Origin of the sequence: Seonamhaeicola sp. NFXS20 (assembly GCF_049132085.1) — a bacterium.
Taxonomy (GTDB): domain Bacteria; phylum Bacteroidota; class Bacteroidia; order Flavobacteriales; family Flavobacteriaceae; genus Seonamhaeicola.
The window spans coordinates 41,699-63,685 of record NZ_JAFMPU010000003.1 but is presented as its reverse complement, the minus strand read 5'-3'; the positions used below and the strand labels follow the sequence as shown (position 1 = coordinate 63,685).

Here is a 21,987-nt window from a genome sequence, read left to right as displayed (position 1 = left end):
TTTACCATGAAAAAGATTTTTAGTTTATCATTTTTTCTTTCATTAGTTTTAATAGCATGTGATAATGAAGGAGTTCAAAACGATTTAAACAGTACAGGTACAGTATCTGTTGAAGCAGAAGTTGCCATTGAAGAAACAGAAGCTGTTTTAGATGATATTGCGCTATATTCTGAAAGTGCTTACGGTATTTCAACTTCAAAAAGTTCTTCAACCTTAACATCTAAAAGCGATGATAAACGAGGTTATTCTGGGTTTTTTAGAGAATGTTCAGATATTGTTATTGAAATTACAGACACACTAATAATCACTACCATTACATTTAACGGAGAGTGTGAAGATAATGACGGTAATGTTATTACTGGTACTATTACAAAAGTTAGAGAAATTGGAGACGGAATAAAAACTAAAACATTAACATTTACAGATTTAAGTGTAAATGGTTATTTAGTTAACGGTACTAAGCAATATACTTTTACTGCAGAGAATGATAATGGTAACCCAGAAATGACCGGAACTACTAATATTACAGTAGAAACCGAAGGTGGTACTTATACCAAAGAAGGAAATAGAACTGTTGAAATTACTGCAGGTGGAGATACTTATACTTGCTATGATGATGAAAAAACAATAACAGGATCTTTTACTTATACAAATGCAGAAGGAAGTACTTTTACAATGGAAATTACAACAAATTTAGTAAAGCCAGCAGCATGTAAATATATAGCTTTAGGTGTTAAAACATATACAACACCTGAAGGAACAATTACTTTAGATTACGGAGATGGTACTTGCGATAATGTTGCTACTAAAACAGCTGCCGATGGAACCGTAACAGAAATTGAATTAAGAAAAAAGAGAAAAAAATAAATATTAAAAATTTCAACAAAAAAGGCTATCTAAATCGAATTTAGATAGCCTTTTTTCTAAAACTCTTTAATGTTTTTTGTGTAAAAATTCTTTTTAAAAGTTTTTACTTAACTGTTTTTGCCCAAATAATAAAAATAATATACCATTAGTTTTTTCTCCCACTTTTTCTCTTATTATAGAAAAAGCTTTAGTCATTTGAGCTTCAACTGTTTTAATAGAAACATTCAAATAATCGGCAATTTCTATATTGGTTAAACCTTCTTGTTTACTTAATAAAAAAGTTTGTTTGTATTTTGGGGGTAGGTTTTCTATTTCGTCTTTAACTAGGCTGATTAACTGTTCTAAAACAGAGTTGTTATCATCTTCATTAATAACAGTGTCTAAAGCTTCTATGTATTTCTTTTCTAAAGACATAACAGCCTTTTCTTTACGGTATAAATCAATAAATTCATTGTAAACTAGTTTATACAAAAACCCTTGGATATTAAAATCTTCTTTAAGTTTTTTGCGTTTTTGCCACACTTTAAAAAATACATTTTGCACAATATCTTCTGCGTAATAGTGGTCATGAGATAAGCTAAAAGCATAAACACATAATTTTTGGTGATAGGCATCTACTAAATAAGTATAGGCATCTGTATTACCTTTTTTTAAAGCTTTAATTAGTGTTGCGTTATTTTTTAAAAAAGAAGACATTTAATGTGATTTTTTCTTCAAATTTAATAAAATATTAAAAAAAACATAGGGTATTGTAAAATTGCTTCGTTATAATATAAAAGACACAATCAAGTGGTCCCTAAAAAAATAGAAAAATATATAGTTAAGTACCTTGCAAATCAAGCTACATTAAATGAGCTAGATGAGCTTTCGTTGTGGCTAAAAAAACCAGCAAACAAAAGCATGTTTGTTACTTATGTAAAAACCAACTATGCTATAAATTATTCCATGAAGCAATATAATGCAAGCCAAACTAAAAAGAACTTACTAGACGTTATTAATAAAGAAAAACGAACCTACCGTTTACAAAAAACAAAACGAACCTTTTTAAAATATGCGGCCGTAATTTTAATATGCTTAACTGCAGGATATGCTTATTTAAAAGGATATGTTTTCTCTGATAAAGAACTTGTAATTCCTGAAGAAAAAATTACACTTCAATTAGATAATAACAAACAAAAAATTGTTATCAACACAGATGAATTAAAAAAGACATTCACATTTAACGGAAATGTTTTAGGAGTTCAAACAGGTAATAAAATTTCATATAATAAAGCGGTTAAAAATGAAACTTTAATTTATAATACTTTAACCGTACCTTATGGAAAAAGATTTAAAGTAGAATTGTCTGACGGCACTTTAGTGGATTTAAATGCGGGTTCTTCTCTAAAATATCCTGTTAACTTTGTTAAAAGTGAACCTAGAAAAGTCTTTTTAAATGGAGAAGCTTTTTTTAATGTAACAAAAGATAAAGACCACCCCTTTATTGTAAACGCTAATGAAATTGATGTAAAAGTTCTAGGTACAAAATTTAATGTGTCATCATATCCAGAAGATGAAAACATAAACACGGTATTAGTAGAAGGTTCTGTAGGTGTATACAAAAAAGGAGAAGCAGAAGATAATAAACAAACACCAACAATGCTTAAGCCAGGGTATAAAGCGGCTTGGAATAAAACCAGTAATACCATAAATGTATCACAAACAGATATTGAATCTCATATAGCATGGATAAATGGCAGACTTATATTATATGAAGTGCCTTTTAATGATATCTTAAAAAAACTAGAGCGCCAGTATAATGTAGTTTTAGTAAATAATAATAAAGCATTAGAGGGTAGGTATTTCACAGCTAAATTTGATGTTGAGGATATTTATCAAGTAATGAAGAGCTTGAGTCTTTCAGGAAAGTTTACATACAAGTTTAAAGAAGATAAAATAATAATTAATCCATAAAAAAACAGTATGAGCGAAAATTAAATTAAAACAAAAACAACTAAAATAATATCACTTTACTAAAGCAGTTAAAAAATAAAAAACCAGAAAATGCTGCAACATTCTCTGGCTAATTTTAAAGTGATTTAATGTCTAACACACTAAAATCAAATCAAAAGTATGAAAAAAATCATTACTGAGGTATGTAAATTGCTATCTCTCTCTAACTTAAGCTTAAAAATGAAGCTAACATATATTTTGCTTTTTTTTACTTTACTACAAATTCACGCTAATTCTACATTTTCTCAAAATGTAAAAGTAACACTGGATTGTAATAGCATGAACATTGAAGATGTTTTAAGTGAAATTGAGAAAAAAACAGAGTTTAAATTCATGTATGAAAAAAATGTTTTTAAAAAAAACAAAAAGGTAAGTATTTCTTCTAATAAAGAAAAGTTATCAAGTGTTTTAGAAAAACTGTTTTCTAATGAAAATATTGAATTTAAGTTTATTGATAAACAAATAGTTTTAGTAAAAAATATTAAAGCACCCAATATCATTTCATCATTAAAAAATGAAATAAAAAAATTGGCGCAACAAAATATCAAAGGTGTAGTTACTAACGAAAAAGGAGAACCATTACCAGGAGCAACAATTCTTTATAAAGGAGCGCGTAATGGTGTGTCTACAGATTTTGACGGAAACTTTAGTATAGCCCCTTTAGAAGGAGCAAACATTTTAGTTGTGTCTTACATTGGCTATGAAACCCAAGAAATACCTATTAACGGAAAAACTTTTATAACTGTTAAATTAAAAGAATCTGTAACGGGCTTAGAAGAAACGGTTATTGTTGCGTATGGTAAGGTAAAAAAAGAGGCTTTAACAGGTTCTGTAGGTGTGGTTGACGTGCAAGGTATAGCACAACAAGGAACCATAATTAATATAGACCAAGCATTACAAGGGCAAGTAGCAGGTGTTCAGGTTAGTAGCCCAAGCGGAAAACCAGGAGCTGCAGCTAGAGTAAGAATTAGAGGGAGCTCTTCTATTTTAGGAACCAACCAGCCATTATATGTAGTAGATGGTGTACCTATAGCACCTTCGATAGAAATTCCCGGTTATACAGATTTTATTGATACCATTAGTAATAATGAGTCTACTACTTTAGAAAACGAAGGCTTTAACAATGATTTAGGATTTCTAGATTTTAATAATATTGAAAGTATCACCATATTAAAAGATGCTACAGCAACGGCCATTTACGGTTCTAGAGCATCTAATGGGGTAGTTGTAATAACAACAAAAGATGGTGGCATGTCACAAAAACCTCAATTTGAATTATCTGTAACACAAAGCCTTAATATTGTTAAAGAAATAGATGTTCTTAATACAAGCCAATACAAAGAACTTTATACTGAAGCTGTAGAAAACTATGTAAACTCAGGAGGTACAGTGCCAACAACCGATTCTTTTGGTCAAGGTATTTTAGCAGGAACAGAAGTTGATTTGTCTGTAAATACAGATTGGCAAGACTTAGTGGTTAGAAATACCTCATTAATTAGTAATTATGCTTTTAGTGTAAGAGGGGGTGGAGAAAAAGGGTCTTATTATACATCGTTAGGTTTGCAAAATAATAACGGATCTATAGACGGTGATAAATTAAATAGATACACGTTTGGTTTAACATTAAGACAAAAGATAAAAGACAACCTAACGTTTAATACCAATTTAAGTTTAGGTAGAGTAGAAAGTGATTTAGCCTTAAACAGTCTTTATTCAGTAATGGAAGCTGCAACGTCTATAAGACCAGATGCTACACCTTATGATGATGACGGTAATTTAGTAGCAAAAATTGGTGATATGTACAATCCATTAGCTTCAAAAGACAGAACAATCTCATCAACTACTTTTTCTATGATAGCCAATGTTGGTTTTGAGTATGAACCTATAGAAAATTTAATTTTTAAAACTACAGGAATACTTCAGCAAATAGATGCAGAGAGTTATGCTTTTTATCCTAGTTATACATCAAGTGGTGAAAGCACTAACGGAAAAGGAAATCTTGTTAATAGAAAAACGTTTAATCCGTCTATTGAAACCACTTTAACTTATGATTTTTCATTAGGTAAAAGCAATATAAATGCGTTAGTAGGTAACACATACCAAAGTGAGAAATCTGAAACAAATAGTTTTTATGGAGAAAATTTCCCTAATGATGATACACTTACAGGTATAAGTTATGCAGGCGAAAGTCTTTCGGCTCAAGAAGCTATTACAGAAAGTAGACTTATTTCCTTTTTTTCTAGATTTATATATGACTTTGATAATAGGTACACCCTTAACCTTTCTGGTAGAATTGATGGGTCTTCAAAATTTGGAGAAAATAACCGTTGGGCAAGCTTTCCATCTGCAGGTTTAGGGTGGAATATCCATAATGAAACATTTATGGATGAAGTTTATTGGTTAAACTTTTTAAAGTTAAGAGCTAGTATAGGGCAATCTGGTAACGTAACTTTCGATCCTAATCAGTCTTTTAGTTTATTTGGTGCTTTAAACGGAACTAATGGTGTTTATAATGGAGATACTGGTGTTGTGCCTTTAAGAATTGGAAACCCAGATTTAAAATGGGAAATCACAACCCAAAAAGATATAGGTATAGAATTTGCTTTTCTAGATAACAAGATAAAAGGCGAATTTGATTATTATCAAAAAGACACAAAAGATGTTCTTTACCAAACAGAATTACCTTCTTCAAGTGGTCTTTATACAGTAATTTCAAACATAGGAGATACCCAAAATAAAGGTTTTGAACTAACTTTAAACTTTAACCTTATAAACAAAGATAATTTTAAATGGAATTTTGGGTTTAATGCGGCAACAGCAAAAACTAAGTTAATAAAGTTAAATACAAGTTATGTAGATGAATATGGAGCAACTTATTTAAATGGGCTATATCTTAAAGAAGGTGAAGCTTTAGGTTTAATTAGAGGGCATGTGGCTAAAGGTATTTTTCAAACCCAAGAACAAATAGATGAGTTAAATAACAATGCCCCTGGAGGTGTTTACCAATCAACCCTAACAAGCCCTGGAGATATTTATTATGAAGATTTAGATGGCGATGGTATGGTAAGTAGTTCTACATCAGGGCCAGATGTAACAAATATTGGTAATATAGAACCCGATTTTTTTGGTGGAATTAACACTAATTTTAACTACAAAGGGCTATCATTAAACGTATTTGCAAACTACAGCTTAGGAAGTGATATTTATTGGAAAGCTGGCGAAAATGCATTTAGCTATACATCTTTAAACGAACAGACCAACAAACTTTCTGTAGCATTAGATAGATGGACACCAGAAAATACAGATGCTCAATACCCAAGAGCTGTATACAGAACCAATTATACTGGTGGAAATTCAAATAACAGACAATCTAGCTTATATATAAAAAAGGGAGATTATCTAAGAATAAAAACAATTACTCTTGGCTATAATATTCCTAAAGATATTTTAAGAAAAATGAATATACAAGGCCTGTATTTTTATGTAACTGGTACTAATTTGTTTACCATTACAAAATACCCTGGAGCAGACCCAGAATTTGCTAATATAGCTAGTTTTAGAACTCCTATAGATAGCAATAAGTATCCTGTAAGCAAACAACTTATAACAGGTTTAAGGTTAACTTTTTAAAAATTGAAAAAATGAAAAACAAAATAAAAATATTTGTGGTACTTATAGGGGCTTTGTTTAACTCTTGCGATGATGCTCTTGATGTACAACCCGAAAATTATTTATTTGAAGACCAATTGGTAACCGATGATAAAAGTGCTCAAACATCATTAGTTGGTGTTTATACACAATTAAATTGGACATATTATCAATACTTTGAAACTATGCTGCCCTTAATGGATGGCTCTTTAACTACAACCAATACAGGGCTTTGGGGGCAGGCTTCCAATAATAGTTTTGAAGCGTCTTATTCATTAATAAACTCAGTTTATGAGTGGCCTTATTACATTGTAAATTCTGCTAATGCTACTATTGGTGCGGTTACTGATAACGAATCGGTTACCGAATCTGAGAGAGATAGAATTCTTAGTGAAGCTTATTTTTTAAGGGCTTTTGGGCATTATATTGCGTTGCGAACTTTTGGGCAATTCTTTGACTTGTCAAGCAATTATGGTATTGTACTTAAAGATGAATTATCTACCGTAGAGAACAGCCAAAAAGCAAGGTCTACCGTACAAGAAAGTTATGATTTTATTTTAAGTGATTTAGATAAAAGTATTGAATACAATGCTGCTTTTACCTATAATTACTACGCATCGGCTACAGCTGCAAAAGCATTTAAAGCTAATGTGTTATTGTATATGGGCGGTGATGATAATTATACGGAAGCAATAAATTTAGCAGATGAAGTTATTAACTCTGACGATGTTGAATTAGAAGCTAATTTTGAGGATATTTTTGTAAATGGCGAAGCAAATGATGAGGTTATCTTTTGCCGTATCGCAGGAGAAGGGCAGTCTAATAAACTATCTTACTACTATCAAACTTTAGTTAAAACTTCTACGTGGCTCCAAGATTATTTAGTAGATGATCCTAGAGAAACATACTCTTACGATACAAGTAGCAGCAAATTAAAAAAAATATATACTACCGAAGTTAGTGGCGGACCTGCAAATTACATGCGTTTAGCAGAAGTATATCTTATAAAAGCAGAATGTCAAGCAAGATTAAATTTACTAGAAGAAGCAGAAATTACTCTTAACGAAGTACGCAATAGAGCGTATGGAGGTACAGCTCCAGATTTAGAGTACACTACACAAGAAGAATTACTAGATTTAATTTTTGATGAGTATGTAAAAGAACTTTGCTTTGAAACAGGCGCGGTTTGGTATGCGGCCATTCGCTATGGAAAAATTGAAGAAATTAAAGCAAACGTAACCAGCACAGACCAATACATTTTACCCATACCATGGAATGAACTAGAAACTAACTTATTATTTGGAGAACAAAACCCTGGATATGAAGGTATTTAAAAAATTAAATTAAAATTATTTGAGTTTGTATAATAGGGCTTTAAATGTTAAAGTTTAAGGCTCTATTTTTAATTTAGAATGGTATGCAAAATATTTTATTCCAAATATTTATAGGGATATCAATAGCTTTATGGATTTGGACTCTAATGGATTTTTATGAATCAAAATTTAAAAATTCAAAATTCAAAGTTGTTTGCTTTTTAATGATTCTATTGCTCCCCTTAATAGGTTCTATATTTTACTTTCAACTCAAAAAAAATGATAATATAAGCTTTAAAAAAGAGGTTGGCCATAACTCAAAAAAAGGTAACCATTCTTTCTCAAAAAAATAAAGCTGAACATAGGTCAAAACATCAATCATGAAAAATATAACAACAATACTAACAGCAATCGTACTGTTTTTTAGTTTCAACAGCGTTGCACAAATTGAGAATTTAAACGCAGAAATCCCTATAGATTCCACAATTAAAATAGGTAAACTAAACAACGGCTTAACCTATTATATAAAACACAATGCCAAACCTAAAAACAAAGCAGAATTAAGGTTAGTTGTAAAAGCAGGTTCTATTCTAGAAGAAGAAGACCAATTAGGGCTAGCGCATTTTGTAGAACACATGGCTTTTAACGGTACCAAAAATTTCCCCAAAAACCAACTTATAGACTATTTACAAAGCTTAGGAGTTGAATTTGGAGCAGATTTAAACGCTCATACCAGTTTTGATGAAACAGTATATAAATTATCAGTACCAACAGACGATAAAACATTCAACACAAGTTTACAAGTTTTAAAAGATTGGGCAAGCAGTATTACTTTTGAAAACGAAGAAATTGACAACGAAAGAGGTATTGTTGCCGAAGAACTTAGAGCAAGAAGTGGCGCTGGTACGCGTATGTACTATAAATCTATACCTAAAATAACAAATAATTCCAGATATGCAGAAAGAGCGCCTATTGGTAAACTAGATGTTATTATGAATTCTGAATACGATGCTATGAAACGATTTTACAAAGATTGGTATCGTCCAGATTTAATGGCTTTAGTATTAGTTGGTGATTTTGATGTTGTTGAAACTGAGCAAAAAGTAAAAGCACTATTTAATAGTATCAAAACCGTTAAAAATCCAAAAGAAAGAATCTATTACAAAATTCCAAAAAATGATAAACCAGTAGTCACTGTTATTACAGATAAAGAAGCTACAGGAGTTAGCGTGTCTTTGTACATTAAAAAAGACGAAACAGATGTAAATACTTTAAAAGATTATAAACAAGAACTCTTAAAGCGTTTATATTCAGGTATGTTACGTCAAAGATTAAACGATGTAGCGCTACATGCAAATGCTCCTTTTTTATCAGCATCTGCAGGAATTGGTAATTTATTAGGTAATGTAGATTGTTACTTTTTAAGAGCTAACTTAAAAGAAGAAAAAATTACAGAAGGTATAGAGGCTTTATTAACAGAAAGTCAAAGAGCTAAAAAGTATGGATTTACTGCTCCAGAATTAGAACGGTATAAAAAGCTTCTATTAAATAACGCAGATTTACGCCAAAAAGAAACAGGCAAAATTTCAACAAAATATTACGTAGAACAGTATATAGACAATTTTACAGATAAAAAACCTATACCTAGCGATGCATTTGTATATAAATTTTATAAAAAAATACTGCCAACAATTACGGTAAATGAGGTTAATAACATAAGTAATCAATGGGTAAGAGAAGATAATGTAACAGTTGTTTTAAATGGAGTAGAAAAAGAAGGTTTAAAATTGCCAACAGAAACAGATATTAAAACATTACTTAAAAATGTAACTCTAAAAGACATTGAACCGTATCAAGATAAACTTGGAGAAGTCCAATTAATGCCAAAAAAACCAACACCAGGAAAAATTGTAAAAGAAACTTATAATGAAAAAATAGATGTAACTACTTGGGAGTTAGAAAATGGTGTTACCGTAATAGCTAAACCAACCACTTTTCAAAATGATTTAATTTCTATGAATGGTTTCAGGCCAGGAGGAAGCTCGGTAGCTCCAGATTCTTTATATGTTTCGGCCAGATATGCAGGAATAATTATTGGTTCTAGCGGAATTAATAATATTTCAGAAACAGACTTAAAGAAATTAAATATGGGTAAAACCATAAAGGTAACACCACGCATAAATTATTATGAAGATCTTTTTTCTGGAAACAGCTCTTCAGAAGATTTAGAAACAATGTTGCAAATGGTACACTTGTATTTTACAAACCCCAACAAAGATGAAGAGGTTTTTAAAGCAAATAAAGAAAATTTAAAATCTACATTTAAAAATCAAGACAAAAGCCCTGGAGCTTTATTTGAAAAACGTATTAGTGAGCTTACCACAAATAATCATCTAAGAGCTATTCCTTTAACAGAACAACAAATTGAAGATGAATTAAATTTAGATGAAGCATTTAATTTCTATAAAGAACGGTTGTCTTCAGCAAATGGTTTTACATTTATTTTTGTAGGTAGTTTTAATATTGAAAATTTAAAAAATTATGTTGCTCAATATTTAGGAAGTTTGCCATCTAACCTAAACCAAGAAAGTAACTGGAGAGATACGGGGTTAAGATACTCCCAAGGCATTATTAAAAAAACCATTGTAAAAGGAACAGAAAATAAAAGCAAGGTAGATATGCGTTTTATAGGAATGCTTAACTTTTCTTTAGAAGAAAAAAAGAAACTAACCTTGCTAGCTAAGTTGCTTAAAATTAAACTAACTGAAGAAATGCGAGAGAAAATGTCTGGTGTATATGGAGTACAAGTATCAGGGTATGCTTCAGATGCACCTTATCAATGGTATAGAATGAACGTTAGATTTACTTGCGACCCCGATAATGTAGAAAAATTAATAGCAAAAGTTCTTGAAGAAATTGAAAAAATTAAAACTAATGGAGCTAATAAAAAAGACCTTAATAAAATTAAAGAAGCAGAATTAGCAAATGCTAAAGAATATTTAGAAATAAATGGATATTGGCTGTTTAAACTAAAAGATATTTATAAATACAACTTAAAACCAGAATCTATTTTACAGTATGAAAAACCCATTAATAATATAGATTCTAACATGTTTAAAGAAGCAGCAAATACTTATTTTAATATGAATAACTATGCTGAGTTTATTTTATTGCCAGAAAATATTGAAGACTAATATTTTTACGTAAGTGTAGTTGTTATAAATAGGCTCTAACACCCCAAAACATGGTTTTTCTTGCTATAAATAGTTAGATTACTAACATAGGTATGTTTAACATAAATAAACCCAAATAATAACGTTATAAATAAAACAAATTGTTAGTTTGTAAGTATTAGCGTTTTTTTTGACTAATTTTGTGTTAATAAAAATAGAATATTTTAAATATACATATTATGGCATTAGAAATAACAGATGCAACGTTTGAAGAAACAGTATTAAAAAGTGATAAGCCTGTATTAGTTGATTTTTGGGCAGCTTGGTGTGGACCATGTAGAATGGTAGGGCCAATTATAGAAGAAATAAGCGGTGAATACGAAGGAAAAGCCGTTGTTGGTAAAGTTGATGTAGATGCAAACCAAGAATTTGCAGCAAAATACGGTGTACGTAACATCCCAACTGTATTAGTATTTAAAGATGGTGAAGTAGTTGATAGAAAAGTAGGAGTAGCACCAAAAAACTCTTATACAGAAGCAATAGATGCTCTTCTATAAAATAATTAGAAAAAGAAAACTAAAAAGGTTTGCTGTAATGGCAAACCTTTTTTTATTTTAGATGAGTTATAAACTTTCATAAATTTTTTAAATGGAAAAAAAAGGTAAAGTACAAGATGCTATAGATGCAAAACTAATTGAAGATAGAAAAGTTTTTCTGTGGGGGCAAGTAGATGATGATTCTGCAAAACACGTAATTGACCGCTTAATGTATTTAGATGCCTTAAGCTCAGAAGATATTCATTTGTATATTAATAGTCCTGGTGGATACGTAACCTCAGGTTTTGCAATTTATGATTGTATAAAATCATTAAACAGTAACGTATCAACTATTTGTACTGGTTTTGCCGCTTCTATGGGGTCTATTATCCTATCTGCGGGTACAAAAGGAAAACGTTTTATACAACCTCATGCCAGAGTAATGATTCACCAACCTAGTGGTGGCGCCAGAGGGCAAGCAAGTGATATTGAAATTACTGCCAAAGAAATTATTTTAACCAAAGAATTAAGCGCACAAATTTTAGCAGATAATTGTGGGCAAACCTTTGAAAAAGTAATGAAAGATTTTAATAGAGATCATTGGATGGGTGCCGAAGAATCTGTTACTTACGGTATAGTAGATTCTATTTTGTATTAATTCTGATTATAATTTTTAATGGACTTACGCCAAGAACTAAATAAAGCAGAAGGTTTTAAAAACCTGGGGCTACTAGCTAAACAAGTAGTAGAAGGCTTTATAGCTGGTATGCACAAAAGTCCGTTTCATGGGTTTTCATCAGAATTTGCAGAGCATAAAATTTACAATAGAGGAGAGAGCACTCGCCATATAGATTGGAAACTCTATGCAAAAACAGATAAACTTTATACCAAAAGATATGATGATGAAACTAATATGCGTTGTCATATTATAGTTGATAATAGTAGCTCTATGCACTATCCTGAAATGACAAATTTTACTGTAGATAAATTAAATAAAATAGCATTTTCAGCATTGGCATCAGCAGCATTAATGCAAATGTTAAAGAGACAGCGAGACGCTGTTGGTTTAAGTATTTATAGCGATGATTATGATTTTTATGCTCAAGAAAAAGGTAGCGAGCGCCATCATCAAATGTTGTTAAGTGCACTAAGTGAAGCTGTTATTTCAAAACCATTAAATAAACAAACCGAAACATATAAATATTTGCATGAAATAGCAGAGAAAATTCATAGGCGTTCTATGATTTTTTTATTTACAGATATGTTTCAAACCACAGAAGATGATGTGAAACTATTTGAGGCGCTTCGTCATTTAAAATACAATAAGCACGAAGTAATTTTGTTTCACGTTTTTGATAAAAAAAAGGAGTATAGTTTTGATTTTGATAGTACTCCTAAACGTTTTATAGATGTTGAAACAGGAGAGTATATTAATTTGTATGCAGATACTGTAAAAGAAAATTATAATAAAAAAGTTAAGGCTTATTTTACAGCATTACAATTAAAATGTGCTCAGTACAAGATTAAGTATGTAGAGGCCGATATTAATGATAACTTTAATCATATTTTAACCACATATATGGTAGAGCGCCAAAAGTTTGCTTAAATTTTTATTCTTATATTATAATAGTTTTAATTTTTAGAATAGATAATAGCAATAATTTATAAATGGAAACCTTTGTGATTTAGGTACTTAAAAAATTTTATTAAAAAAGGCTAAAAAAGATTTGACATATTAAAAAAGGCGTGTATATTTGCATCCGCAATCATGCAACGGTCTGGTAGTTCAGTTGGTTAGAATATCTGCCTGTCACGCAGGGGGTCGCGGGTTCGAGTCCCGTCCAGACCGCAAGATTAAAAAAAAGGCTCTGAAAAAACAGAGCTTTTTTTGTTTAAAAATGTTGTGTTGTTCACGCTGTAAGCGTGATGTAGTCTACTAAGTGACTTAGTAGCCAATGGAAAGCTTTCCTTTTTTCTGAATAAGAAGATTGGGATGCTTTTTTGCTTTTAATTGCATTGTATAGTGGAGATGTTAGGTTAACTAATCATTGTGTAGCATATTTATTATGTTTACTTATAAAAAACTTCCAAGGTTAGGTAGGGTTTCAGGGCATAGAGTTTATTTAGGATAGTTTGTTAAACAGCATTTTGGTTTAAAAGAAGACTCTCGTAATTCTTTATTGAAAAAGAGAATGCTTTTTTCTGTTTTTAGGATAATTTCTATGATATTTAAGGCTTGGTATAAATCTTGAATAAGTTGTATATTCAGAATCCTAATTTTTTAAAATGAAGAAGCCTTTCTACTTTTCTCTTTTACTACTTTTTTGTTTGTCCTTTTTTCAAGTATCCATTGCTCAGGAAATTGAATTAGTAATTCCACAAGGGCATGATGAAACTGTTCCTATGGCTCAATTTAGTCCAGATAATAATTTAATAGCTACAGCTTCCTGGGATAATTCAGTGAAATTGTGGAATGCAAAAACAGGGAGACTGTTGCACACTTTTAAAGGGCATACAGATTGGGTAGGGTCTGTTAGCTTTAGTTCAGATGGTGAACTTATTTTAACAGCTTCAAAAGATAAAACTGCTAAAATATGGAGCGTTAAAACCGGAAAACTTTTGCATACCCTTGAGAGTGAAAGTTGGGTTAAATCTGCCCAATTTAGTCCAGATGGATCTAAAATTGTTACTTCCTCTTATGGGGGTACTATAATTTGGGATGTTAAAACGGGTGAAATTCTGCAAAAATTAGATGCTGGAAGTTTGAGGGCTAATGAGCTTGCACAATTTAGCCATAACGGAGAGTATGTTTTGGCTACTGCTACCGAAAAAAATTATACTTTAAATAAATTTATTATAATGTGGGAAGTTAAAACAGGTAACTTACTTCATACATTTGAAGGGCATTCTACTACAATAAATTCTATTAAGTTAAGTCATAATAATAAATTCATTATATCAAGTTCTGGGCATGATTTATCAAGTGAAAGGCAGTTAAAGCTATGGGATGTTGAAACAGGAATAAATTTATGGACAATAGAAGGATATACCGTTAGAGAAAAAGATGAACAAGGTAATATTCAAAATTATAAATCTGGTGAAGGGCATCTAGATAAGGTTAATTCAATTCAATTTAGTAAAAATGATGAGTTAGTTATTACTGCAGCTGATGACGGATTTATTGGACTGTGGGATATTAAAGCAATTAATTTGCTGCAGGCTTTTAAAGGGCATAGAGGAGAAGTGCAAAACGCACAATTTGTTAAAGACGAGCAATATATTATTTCGGTTTCAGAGTTTTATACAGAACAAAATTCTAAGGCTCATGAAGTGAAATTATGGGAAGCTAAAACAGGTAATCTTATTTATACCACTGTTGGAGATGGTTCAATTTGGTCATTTCAAGTTAGTTCAAATGAAAAATACATAGTAACATTTGGTAGCAAAGTATGTATTAGAGATGTTGAAACCGGTAAACTTTATTTAGAGTTAAAAAGTGCAGTAGATAATAATAAACACGTTCAACTTAGTAAAAATGGTAAATACTTTACAAATGAAAACGGTAGTGAAAAAGGAAATATTTGGGCGTTAAATTCAGGAAAACTTAAATATTCATTGCATGATAATTCAGCATTAATTAATTCCATAAAGTTTAGTGAAGATGGGAAATATGTTGGTACTACTTCAGAAGATGGTTTAGCAAAGATATGGGATTTAAAAACAGGTGAAAAATTACACGATTTAAAAGGACATGTGTTTAAGAACGTTTCAATAGATGAGTTTAGTTTGAATGGTGAATTTATGCTAACTCATTCACAAGATTCCTGGAGCTCTTTTAATGAAAAAAAATTATGGAATGTAAAAACAGGCAAACTTCTTCATACTTTTAATTCAGAAGGGAAAGAAACAAGAATTGGAATGTGCAAATTCAATCCAGAAAGCAGTTTAATAGCTTATTTATTTCGTAATAAGGTTATAGTTAATAAATCTATTACTTCTTTAGCAAAAGTATGGGATATTAAAAGTAAGAAATTAAAATATACATTAAAACATGATGATGAGATTATAGATATTAAGTTTAGCCCAAAAGGAAATTATATTGCAACTGCGTCAATGGATTATTCAGTTAAACTATGGGATGTTAATACAGGGGTGTTGAAACATACCTTTCAGATAGATTCTAAAGGCTATAGTAGTCAAGTTGTGGAGGCAACATTTAGTCCTAATGAAAGATTTTTATTAACAAAATCAATTTCAAGTGGTAGATATTATTTAGAACTTTGGAATGTTAAAACAGGTAGTAAGATATGGAAGAGTAATTATCAAAATGACGCTATTTCATCTGCTCATTTTAGTTTAGATAGTGAAATTATAATTACTTCTTCTTATGATAACACCGTAAAGATATGGGATGTTAAAACAGGTAAAACACGGTATACTTTAACCGGACACACAGATAAAGTTGATACTGTTCAATTCACTCCAAATCAAAATAGTATCATGTCAAGTTCAAATGATAATTCAATTATTTTTTGGGATGTTAAAACAGGAAATCAGCTTGTTAGACAATTTATTATAGATGGTGAGTTGTTGTGGTTGTTGCCAACAGGTTATTACTTTACTTCTAAAGCGGCAGCCTCTAAACTTTATTATAAAAAAGGCTTGCAAACTATTGGTTTTGAGCAATTAGATGTTAAATACAATCGTCCAGATAAAGTATTGAAAGTCTTAGGTAATATTGCGGAATTTGATAATTCAACCATGGTGAGTGCCTATAAAAAGGCATGGCAAAAACGTATAAAAAAACTAGAGATAGATACCACTAGTTTTAGGCAAGGTTTTTCTGTTCCAGAAAGTGAATTTTTCAACAGAAACAATATTGCTTATGAGCAAAATAAATCAGAACTAAAACTCCGTATTAAAGGTACTGATAACACTTATAAACTAGACCGTTTTAATATTTGGATTAATGAAGTGCCAGTTTATGGGCGTAACGGTATTTCTTTAAAATTTAAAAACACACATACTCTAGATACTACGCTTACTGTAAAGCTTTCAAAAGGTGAAAATAAAATTGAAACATCTATACTTAACGTTAATGGTATTGAGAGTTACAGACAACCACTCTATGTAAAATACACACCAAAACAAGCGGTAAATGAAAAACTCTACTTTGTAGGTATTGGGGTAGATAAATATCAAGAAGATGGAAATAATTTAAACTATTCTGTAAAAGATATTAAAGATTTATCTGTTCAACTTAAAAAGAAGTACGGTAATCAAATAAAAATAGACACGTTATTCAATAAGAATGTTACAGTATCAAATATCAAAAAATTAAAAGAACAATTAAAAGCTTCTAAAGTAGATGATAAGGTAATTGTTAGTTTTTCTGGTCATGGCTTGCTTAGCAAAGATTTAGATTATTATTTAGCAACATACAATGTGAATTTTGAAGTTCCAGAACAAAACGGATTGCCTTATGATGATTTAGAATATTTGTTAGATGGTATTCCTTCAAGACAAAAACTTTTACTTATTGATGCATGCCATAGTGGTGAGGTTGATAAAGAAGAGATAGAAACCATAACTAAAACAGAACATTTAAAAGCAGGCTTAAAAGGTTCTAAAGTAATAAAAGTAAAAAAGCCAAAAGTAGGCATGAAAAATAGTTTTGAATTAATGAAAGAACTATTTAACAATGTAGATAGAGCCACAGGTGCCACCGTAATATCAGCTGCAGCAGGAACTCAATTTGCTCAAGAACGTGGAAATTTAAAAAACGGCGTATTTACCTATTGTATTTTAAACCAATTAAAAGAAAAAGAAACCATTTCTGTAAGCGAATTAAAAGACGTTGTTAGTAAACAAGTACAAGAAATTACAAATGGTTTGCAACAGCCTACAAGCCGTAATGAAACCATTGAAAACAATTGGAAGGTTTGGTAGGTGGTATAGTTTTATACTTTTTTAGCATTTAAATTCCATAGATATTATAAGAAGTTATTCTAATTCAATTTTATTAAAAATTTAGTGTAATAAGCGTATCAAATTTCGGGTTTCAAATATAAATTGTAATTTACAAAAGGGTTTGTAATAATAATGTTTTATTACATATAGTTTTGAAAAAACACTAATTAACATGGGGGTTTATACAACTATTATTTTTGAGTTAGTACTTGTAGTATCAAGTATTCTTATATTATTTAAACTTAGGAATAAGTTAGGTTTAGCCCCACTTTATATTCTTTTAGGTACGTTACAGTTTCTTCAAGCTAATTTAGGGAGTTCGTTCAGTATTCAAGTTTTTGATGATTATATTATTCACCCAGGGTCTATTGTATTATTTAGCGGAGTTCTTTTTGGTGTTTTATTAATATATATAAAGGAGGGTGTATTAAGTGCTAGATCCTTAATTATTGGTATTGTTATTTCAAATGTAATACTATCTTTAATGTTCCATATAACTTATTTGCAAGAAGTTATGGTTAGTAAAATTAATGACACCACATTAAACCCCCAATCTATATTTAAAATTAATTATAAGTATTTTTTTAGTGGTACCGCAATTCTATTTATAGACTTTTTTTTGTTAGTTATTCTGTATCAGTATTTAATTTTAAAACTAAAAAAAATACCATATTTATTCATTATTACATTATCATTACTAACTGTTTTAATATTTGATGCTTTAGCATTCAACTTAATTTTGTTTTATGGCACACCAACATTTAAAACGTCTTTAATAAGTCATGTTTTAGGTAAATCAATAGCAGCAATTTTATATTCTATCATTCTGTTTTGGTACATTAAATTTGTAGATGATAGAAAAGGAGAACAGGCTTTTATAGCCAATAAAGAAAGAGAGGTTTTATCAATAATTAAGTATAAAAAAAGATATGAAGCTCTTAAGGTAGAAAAAGAAAAAGTAGAACAAAAATTAACATCGCAATTAGAGACTACATTAAATACAATTTCAGATGGTTTTCTATCGCTAGATACAAATTGGTGTTATACATATATAAATAAAAAAGCAGCTGATTTTTTAGGAAAGTTACCACAAGATTTAATAGGTAAAAATATTTGGAATGAATTTCCAGAAGGTTTAAACCTTCCCATGTACAAAATATATACTGAAGCTGCTAAGACACAAAAAACAATTTATTTTGAAGATTATCATGAGTCACAAAAAAGATGGTTTGAAAATAGGGTTTATCCTTCAAAAGAAGGACTAACAGTTTATTTTACAGATATTACAGAACAAATAAAAGTAGAAAAACAGCTAGAACAAAATAAAAAATTCACGTATAATATTATAAATAATATAGGAGACCCCGTATTTGTTAAAGATGCTAATAGTTGTTTAGTTTTAGTAAACAATGCATTTTGCCAACTTTTTAATCTGTCTAGACAACATGTTATAGGTAAAACTTTAGCAGAAAATGTAGCTCCCGAAGAAAGAGAAAGTTTTTTAAGCATAGATAAGCAAGTAATTGATAGTGGAGAGGAGAATATAAGAGAGGAAACCTTAACGCTAAAAGCTGGTGATACAAGAAGTATAATAACTAGAAAAACCAGATTTGTTGATAAAGAAGGTAATAGGTTTTTAATTGGGGTTATAAAGGATATTACAAGTAGAAAAAAAGCCGAAATTGAATTAGAAAAACATAAAAACAATTTAGAAGCACTAGTTGAAGAACGTACAACAGAGATTGAATTAAAAAACGCAGAATTACAAAGGATGAACAAATTGTTTGTAGGAAGGGAACTAAAAATGAAAGAACTAAAAAACATAATAAAAGAACTTAAGAAAAAACACAATAAATAAAAATTACAAATGAAACATTCATTTAATTAGTTTTAATATGAAGAGTCATCCACTTTACCTTTTCTTTAAAAAGCCAATAGTTGCAGGTGTTTCAGTCTTTTTGTTACTCTTTATTGGTACTCAATTTATATCTTATCAACAATATTTAATAAATGAAAACAAACAAAAAAAAGAAATTGATAGTGAAATAAACTTAATAAAAGAAAGACTACAAGCATTAGTAATGTATAGTTACTCTGTTACAAAAACACTAGCATACATTGTAGAACGTAACGGAATACCCAAAGATTTTGATGAAATTGCAGTAGAGTTATTAGAGCGAAATCATTACTTTGATGTTGTAGAGTTAGTTGATGCAGATGGCTATATTACACATGTTTATCCGCTAAAAAACAATGAGGTTATAGGTTTTAATATTTTAGCAAGCTCAACAGCAAAAACAGGAGCATTAACAGCCATACAAAGAAAGGATTTTTTTATTGCAGGTCCTGTTAATTTAAAACAAGGTGGTGTTGGTATAATTAGTAGAGTTCCCATTTTTATAGATGATAAGTTTTTTGGTTTTTCTGCTGTAGTAACTAAACTTTCAACTTTTTTTAATGATTTAAATATTAATACCTCAGAAGATGAAAGCTTTATCTATCAGTTGTCTAGAGTTAATGCTAACACAGGCGTAGAAGAATTTTTTCTAGAAACTAATATGTCAAATTTTAAAGAATTTGCCGTACCAATACAAATGTCTATTGGCGAATGGAAATTATACGTTGTGCCTATACACAACAAAATAAATCCAGCAATATGGTTTGCTGTTTTTGGTTTTGTTATTGCCATTGTAGGCGGCTGGGGTGTTTGGTATTTTGCGGGGCATTCAGTGCGTTTAAATAGGCTCATAAACATTAAGTTAAAAAACCAAGAAGTACAATTAAAATCAGTTTATGAAGCTTCTAAATATAAAATAGAGCAGAGTGAAGAAAATTTAAATAAAGCTCAAAAAATTGCAAAAATTGGAAGTTGGGAAAGAGATTTAAAACAAAATACATTATCATGGTCTAAAGAAATGTATAGAATAGTAGAAAAAGATCCAAATGAATTCAAAGTTACTCAAAGTAGTTTTCTTGATATAGTACACCCAGATGATAGAGAATTAGTATTAAACCAATATAAAAAAGCTCTAGAAAACAAAACCTATTATCAAGTTATTTATAAGCTGCTTTTAAATGAAAAACATATTAAATATGTTAGTGAACGCGGAGAAATATTCTATGATTCAAATAATTTACCCGTAAAGTTTTTTGGAACCCTACAAGATATAACAGATAGAGTTCTTAGTGAAAAAGAATTGTTAAATTATAAAAACAATTTAGAAAAATTGGTTGATTTGAGAACAGAAGAACTTAATGAAAGTAAAGAGGCACTATTAAATCTTTTGGAAGACTTAAATACACAATCAATTGAACTAGAAAAAGAAAAAGTAAAAGCCCAATCTGCAGATTTAATGAAATCTGCATTTTTAGCAACCATGTCTCATGAATTAAGAACGCCAATGAACTCAATTATAGGCTTTACAGGAATTTTGTTAAAAGAACTAGCGGGTCCTTTAAATGAAGAGCAGAAGAAACAATTAAACATGGTTAAAAAAAGTGGAGAACATCTTTTACGTTTAATAAATGATATTTTAGATATTTCAAAAATAGAAGCAGGTAAATTAAAAATATCTATATATCCTTTTGATTATATAGAAACTTTAAAGGGTACAGTGTCATTTTTAATGCCTCAAGCCAAAGCTAAAAATCTTAGTATTGAAACTGAATTACCTGTTTCTAAATTAACAATTACTAGTGATGAAAGACGCGTAGAGCAAGTGTTACTCAATTTACTATCAAATGCCATTAAATTTTCTAAAAAAGGAATAATACAAGTAAAAGTTCATTTAAAAGAGAATGAAATAGTTACAGAAGTTATAGATCAAGGTATGGGTATAAGTAAAAAAGATCTAGCCAAATTATTCATGCCTTTTATTCAGCTTGAAACAGGTTTAAGTAGAAATCATGACGGTACGGGACTAGGGCTAGCCATTTCTAAAAACTTAATAGAAAAATTAGGAGGATCAATACAAGTAGAAAGTATTGAAGGAAATGGGAGCAACTTTACTTTCATTTTACCTATAGAAAATTCATACAAAAATAACTCAATTATATAACTAAATATCTTATATTTAAGATTTTAACCAATTTATGCCAACCTTTAAGATAAAACATGAAGCCATCCATTTTAATAATTGAAGATAATGAGCAAAATATGTATATGCTATCCTATCTTCTAGAAAAGCACAACTACAATGTAATAAAAGCTTTTAACGGGAAAGATGGATTACAGTTAGCGCATGAATTGCACCCAGAAATAATTTTAATAGATATACAGCTACCAGATATGGATGGTTATGAAATATGTGTTAAATTAAGGCATAATGGTTTACCTAAAAATACAACAATTATAGCAGTAACATCATACGCCATGGGAGGAGATAAAGAAAAAGCAATTGAAGCTGGAGCTACAGGATATATAGAAAAACCCATTAATCCAGAAACATTTGTAGCTCAAATGGAACAAATTCATAATATATAATAACT

General features: G+C 30.0%; 14 protein-coding genes and 1 tRNA gene. 14 read left to right on the top strand and 1 reads right to left on the bottom strand.

Translation table 11 applies throughout. The annotated features are described in order from the left end of the window. The first annotated feature begins 6 nt into the window (after window positions 1-6). Entirely contained in the window at window positions 7-867 is an 861-nt protein-coding gene (locus J1D01_RS06475; protein WP_421150244.1) for a hypothetical protein, read from the top strand. 93 nt (window positions 868-960) lie between these two features. On the opposite strand, the gene J1D01_RS06470 is transcribed toward J1D01_RS06475, so the two are convergent. Further along, window positions 961-1,563, bottom strand: a complete 603-nt coding sequence (locus tag J1D01_RS06470) for an RNA polymerase sigma factor (protein WP_421150243.1) — start codon at window positions 1,561-1,563, stop codon at window positions 961-963. Between the two features lie 93 nt (window positions 1,564-1,656). On the opposite strand from J1D01_RS06470, the gene J1D01_RS06465 reads away from it, so the two are divergent. From J1D01_RS06465 to J1D01_RS06405, 13 genes are all read left to right on the top strand, one after another. After that, entirely contained in the window at window positions 1,657-2,820 is a 1,164-nt protein-coding gene (locus tag J1D01_RS06465) for a FecR family protein (RefSeq protein WP_421150242.1), read from the top strand. A 219-nt stretch (window positions 2,821-3,039) separates the two neighbouring features. Continuing rightward, window positions 3,040-6,489, top strand: a complete 3,450-nt coding sequence (locus J1D01_RS06460; RefSeq protein WP_421150241.1) for a SusC/RagA family TonB-linked outer membrane protein — start codon at window positions 3,040-3,042, stop codon at window positions 6,487-6,489. Between the two features lie 11 nt (window positions 6,490-6,500). Beyond that, complete coding sequence (locus J1D01_RS06455; RefSeq protein WP_421150240.1) at window positions 6,501-7,841, top strand: RagB/SusD family nutrient uptake outer membrane protein; 1,341 nt, start codon at window positions 6,501-6,503, stop codon at window positions 7,839-7,841. 83 nt (window positions 7,842-7,924) lie between these two features. Then, window positions 7,925-8,173, top strand: coding sequence for a PLDc N-terminal domain-containing protein (locus tag J1D01_RS06450; RefSeq protein ID WP_421150239.1), 249 nt, complete (start codon window positions 7,925-7,927; stop codon window positions 8,171-8,173). A gap of 27 nt (window positions 8,174-8,200) precedes the next feature. After that, window positions 8,201-11,014: a M16 family metallopeptidase gene (locus J1D01_RS06445; RefSeq protein WP_421150238.1), complete on the top strand. Its 2,814-nt coding sequence runs from the start codon at window positions 8,201-8,203 to the stop codon at window positions 11,012-11,014. A 218-nt stretch (window positions 11,015-11,232) separates the two neighbouring features. After that, window positions 11,233-11,550 carry a thioredoxin gene (gene trxA / locus J1D01_RS06440; RefSeq protein WP_076698346.1) on the top strand — a complete coding sequence of 106 codons (318 nt, stop codon included), beginning with the start codon at window positions 11,233-11,235 and terminating at the stop codon, window positions 11,548-11,550. A gap of 91 nt (window positions 11,551-11,641) precedes the next feature. Then, complete coding sequence (locus J1D01_RS06435) at window positions 11,642-12,187, top strand: ClpP family protease (protein WP_372936144.1); 546 nt, start codon at window positions 11,642-11,644, stop codon at window positions 12,185-12,187. An 18-nt stretch (window positions 12,188-12,205) separates the two neighbouring features. After that, window positions 12,206-13,135, top strand: a complete 930-nt coding sequence (locus tag J1D01_RS06430) for a DUF58 domain-containing protein (protein WP_372936142.1) — start codon at window positions 12,206-12,208, stop codon at window positions 13,133-13,135. 169 nt (window positions 13,136-13,304) lie between these two features. Further along, window positions 13,305-13,378: transfer RNA gene (locus J1D01_RS06425), tRNA-Asp, on the top strand. A gap of 437 nt (window positions 13,379-13,815) precedes the next feature. Beyond that, window positions 13,816-17,478 carry a caspase family protein gene (locus tag J1D01_RS06420; protein WP_421150237.1) on the top strand — a complete coding sequence of 1,221 codons (3,663 nt, stop codon included), beginning with the start codon at window positions 13,816-13,818 and terminating at the stop codon, window positions 17,476-17,478. Window positions 17,479-17,671: 193 nt separating this feature from the next. Continuing rightward, window positions 17,672-19,357 carry a PAS domain-containing protein gene (locus J1D01_RS06415; protein WP_421150236.1) on the top strand — a complete coding sequence of 562 codons (1,686 nt, stop codon included), beginning with the start codon at window positions 17,672-17,674 and terminating at the stop codon, window positions 19,355-19,357. A 37-nt stretch (window positions 19,358-19,394) separates the two neighbouring features. Beyond that, window positions 19,395-21,557, top strand: a complete 2,163-nt coding sequence (locus J1D01_RS06410) for an ATP-binding protein (RefSeq protein ID WP_421150235.1) — start codon at window positions 19,395-19,397, stop codon at window positions 21,555-21,557. A 56-nt stretch (window positions 21,558-21,613) separates the two neighbouring features. Further along, the gene (locus tag J1D01_RS06405; protein ID WP_372937215.1) at window positions 21,614-21,982 is read left to right on the top strand and encodes a response regulator; all 369 of its coding nucleotides are present in this window, start codon (window positions 21,614-21,616) and stop codon (window positions 21,980-21,982) included. Window positions 21,983-21,987 lie beyond the last annotated feature (5 nt).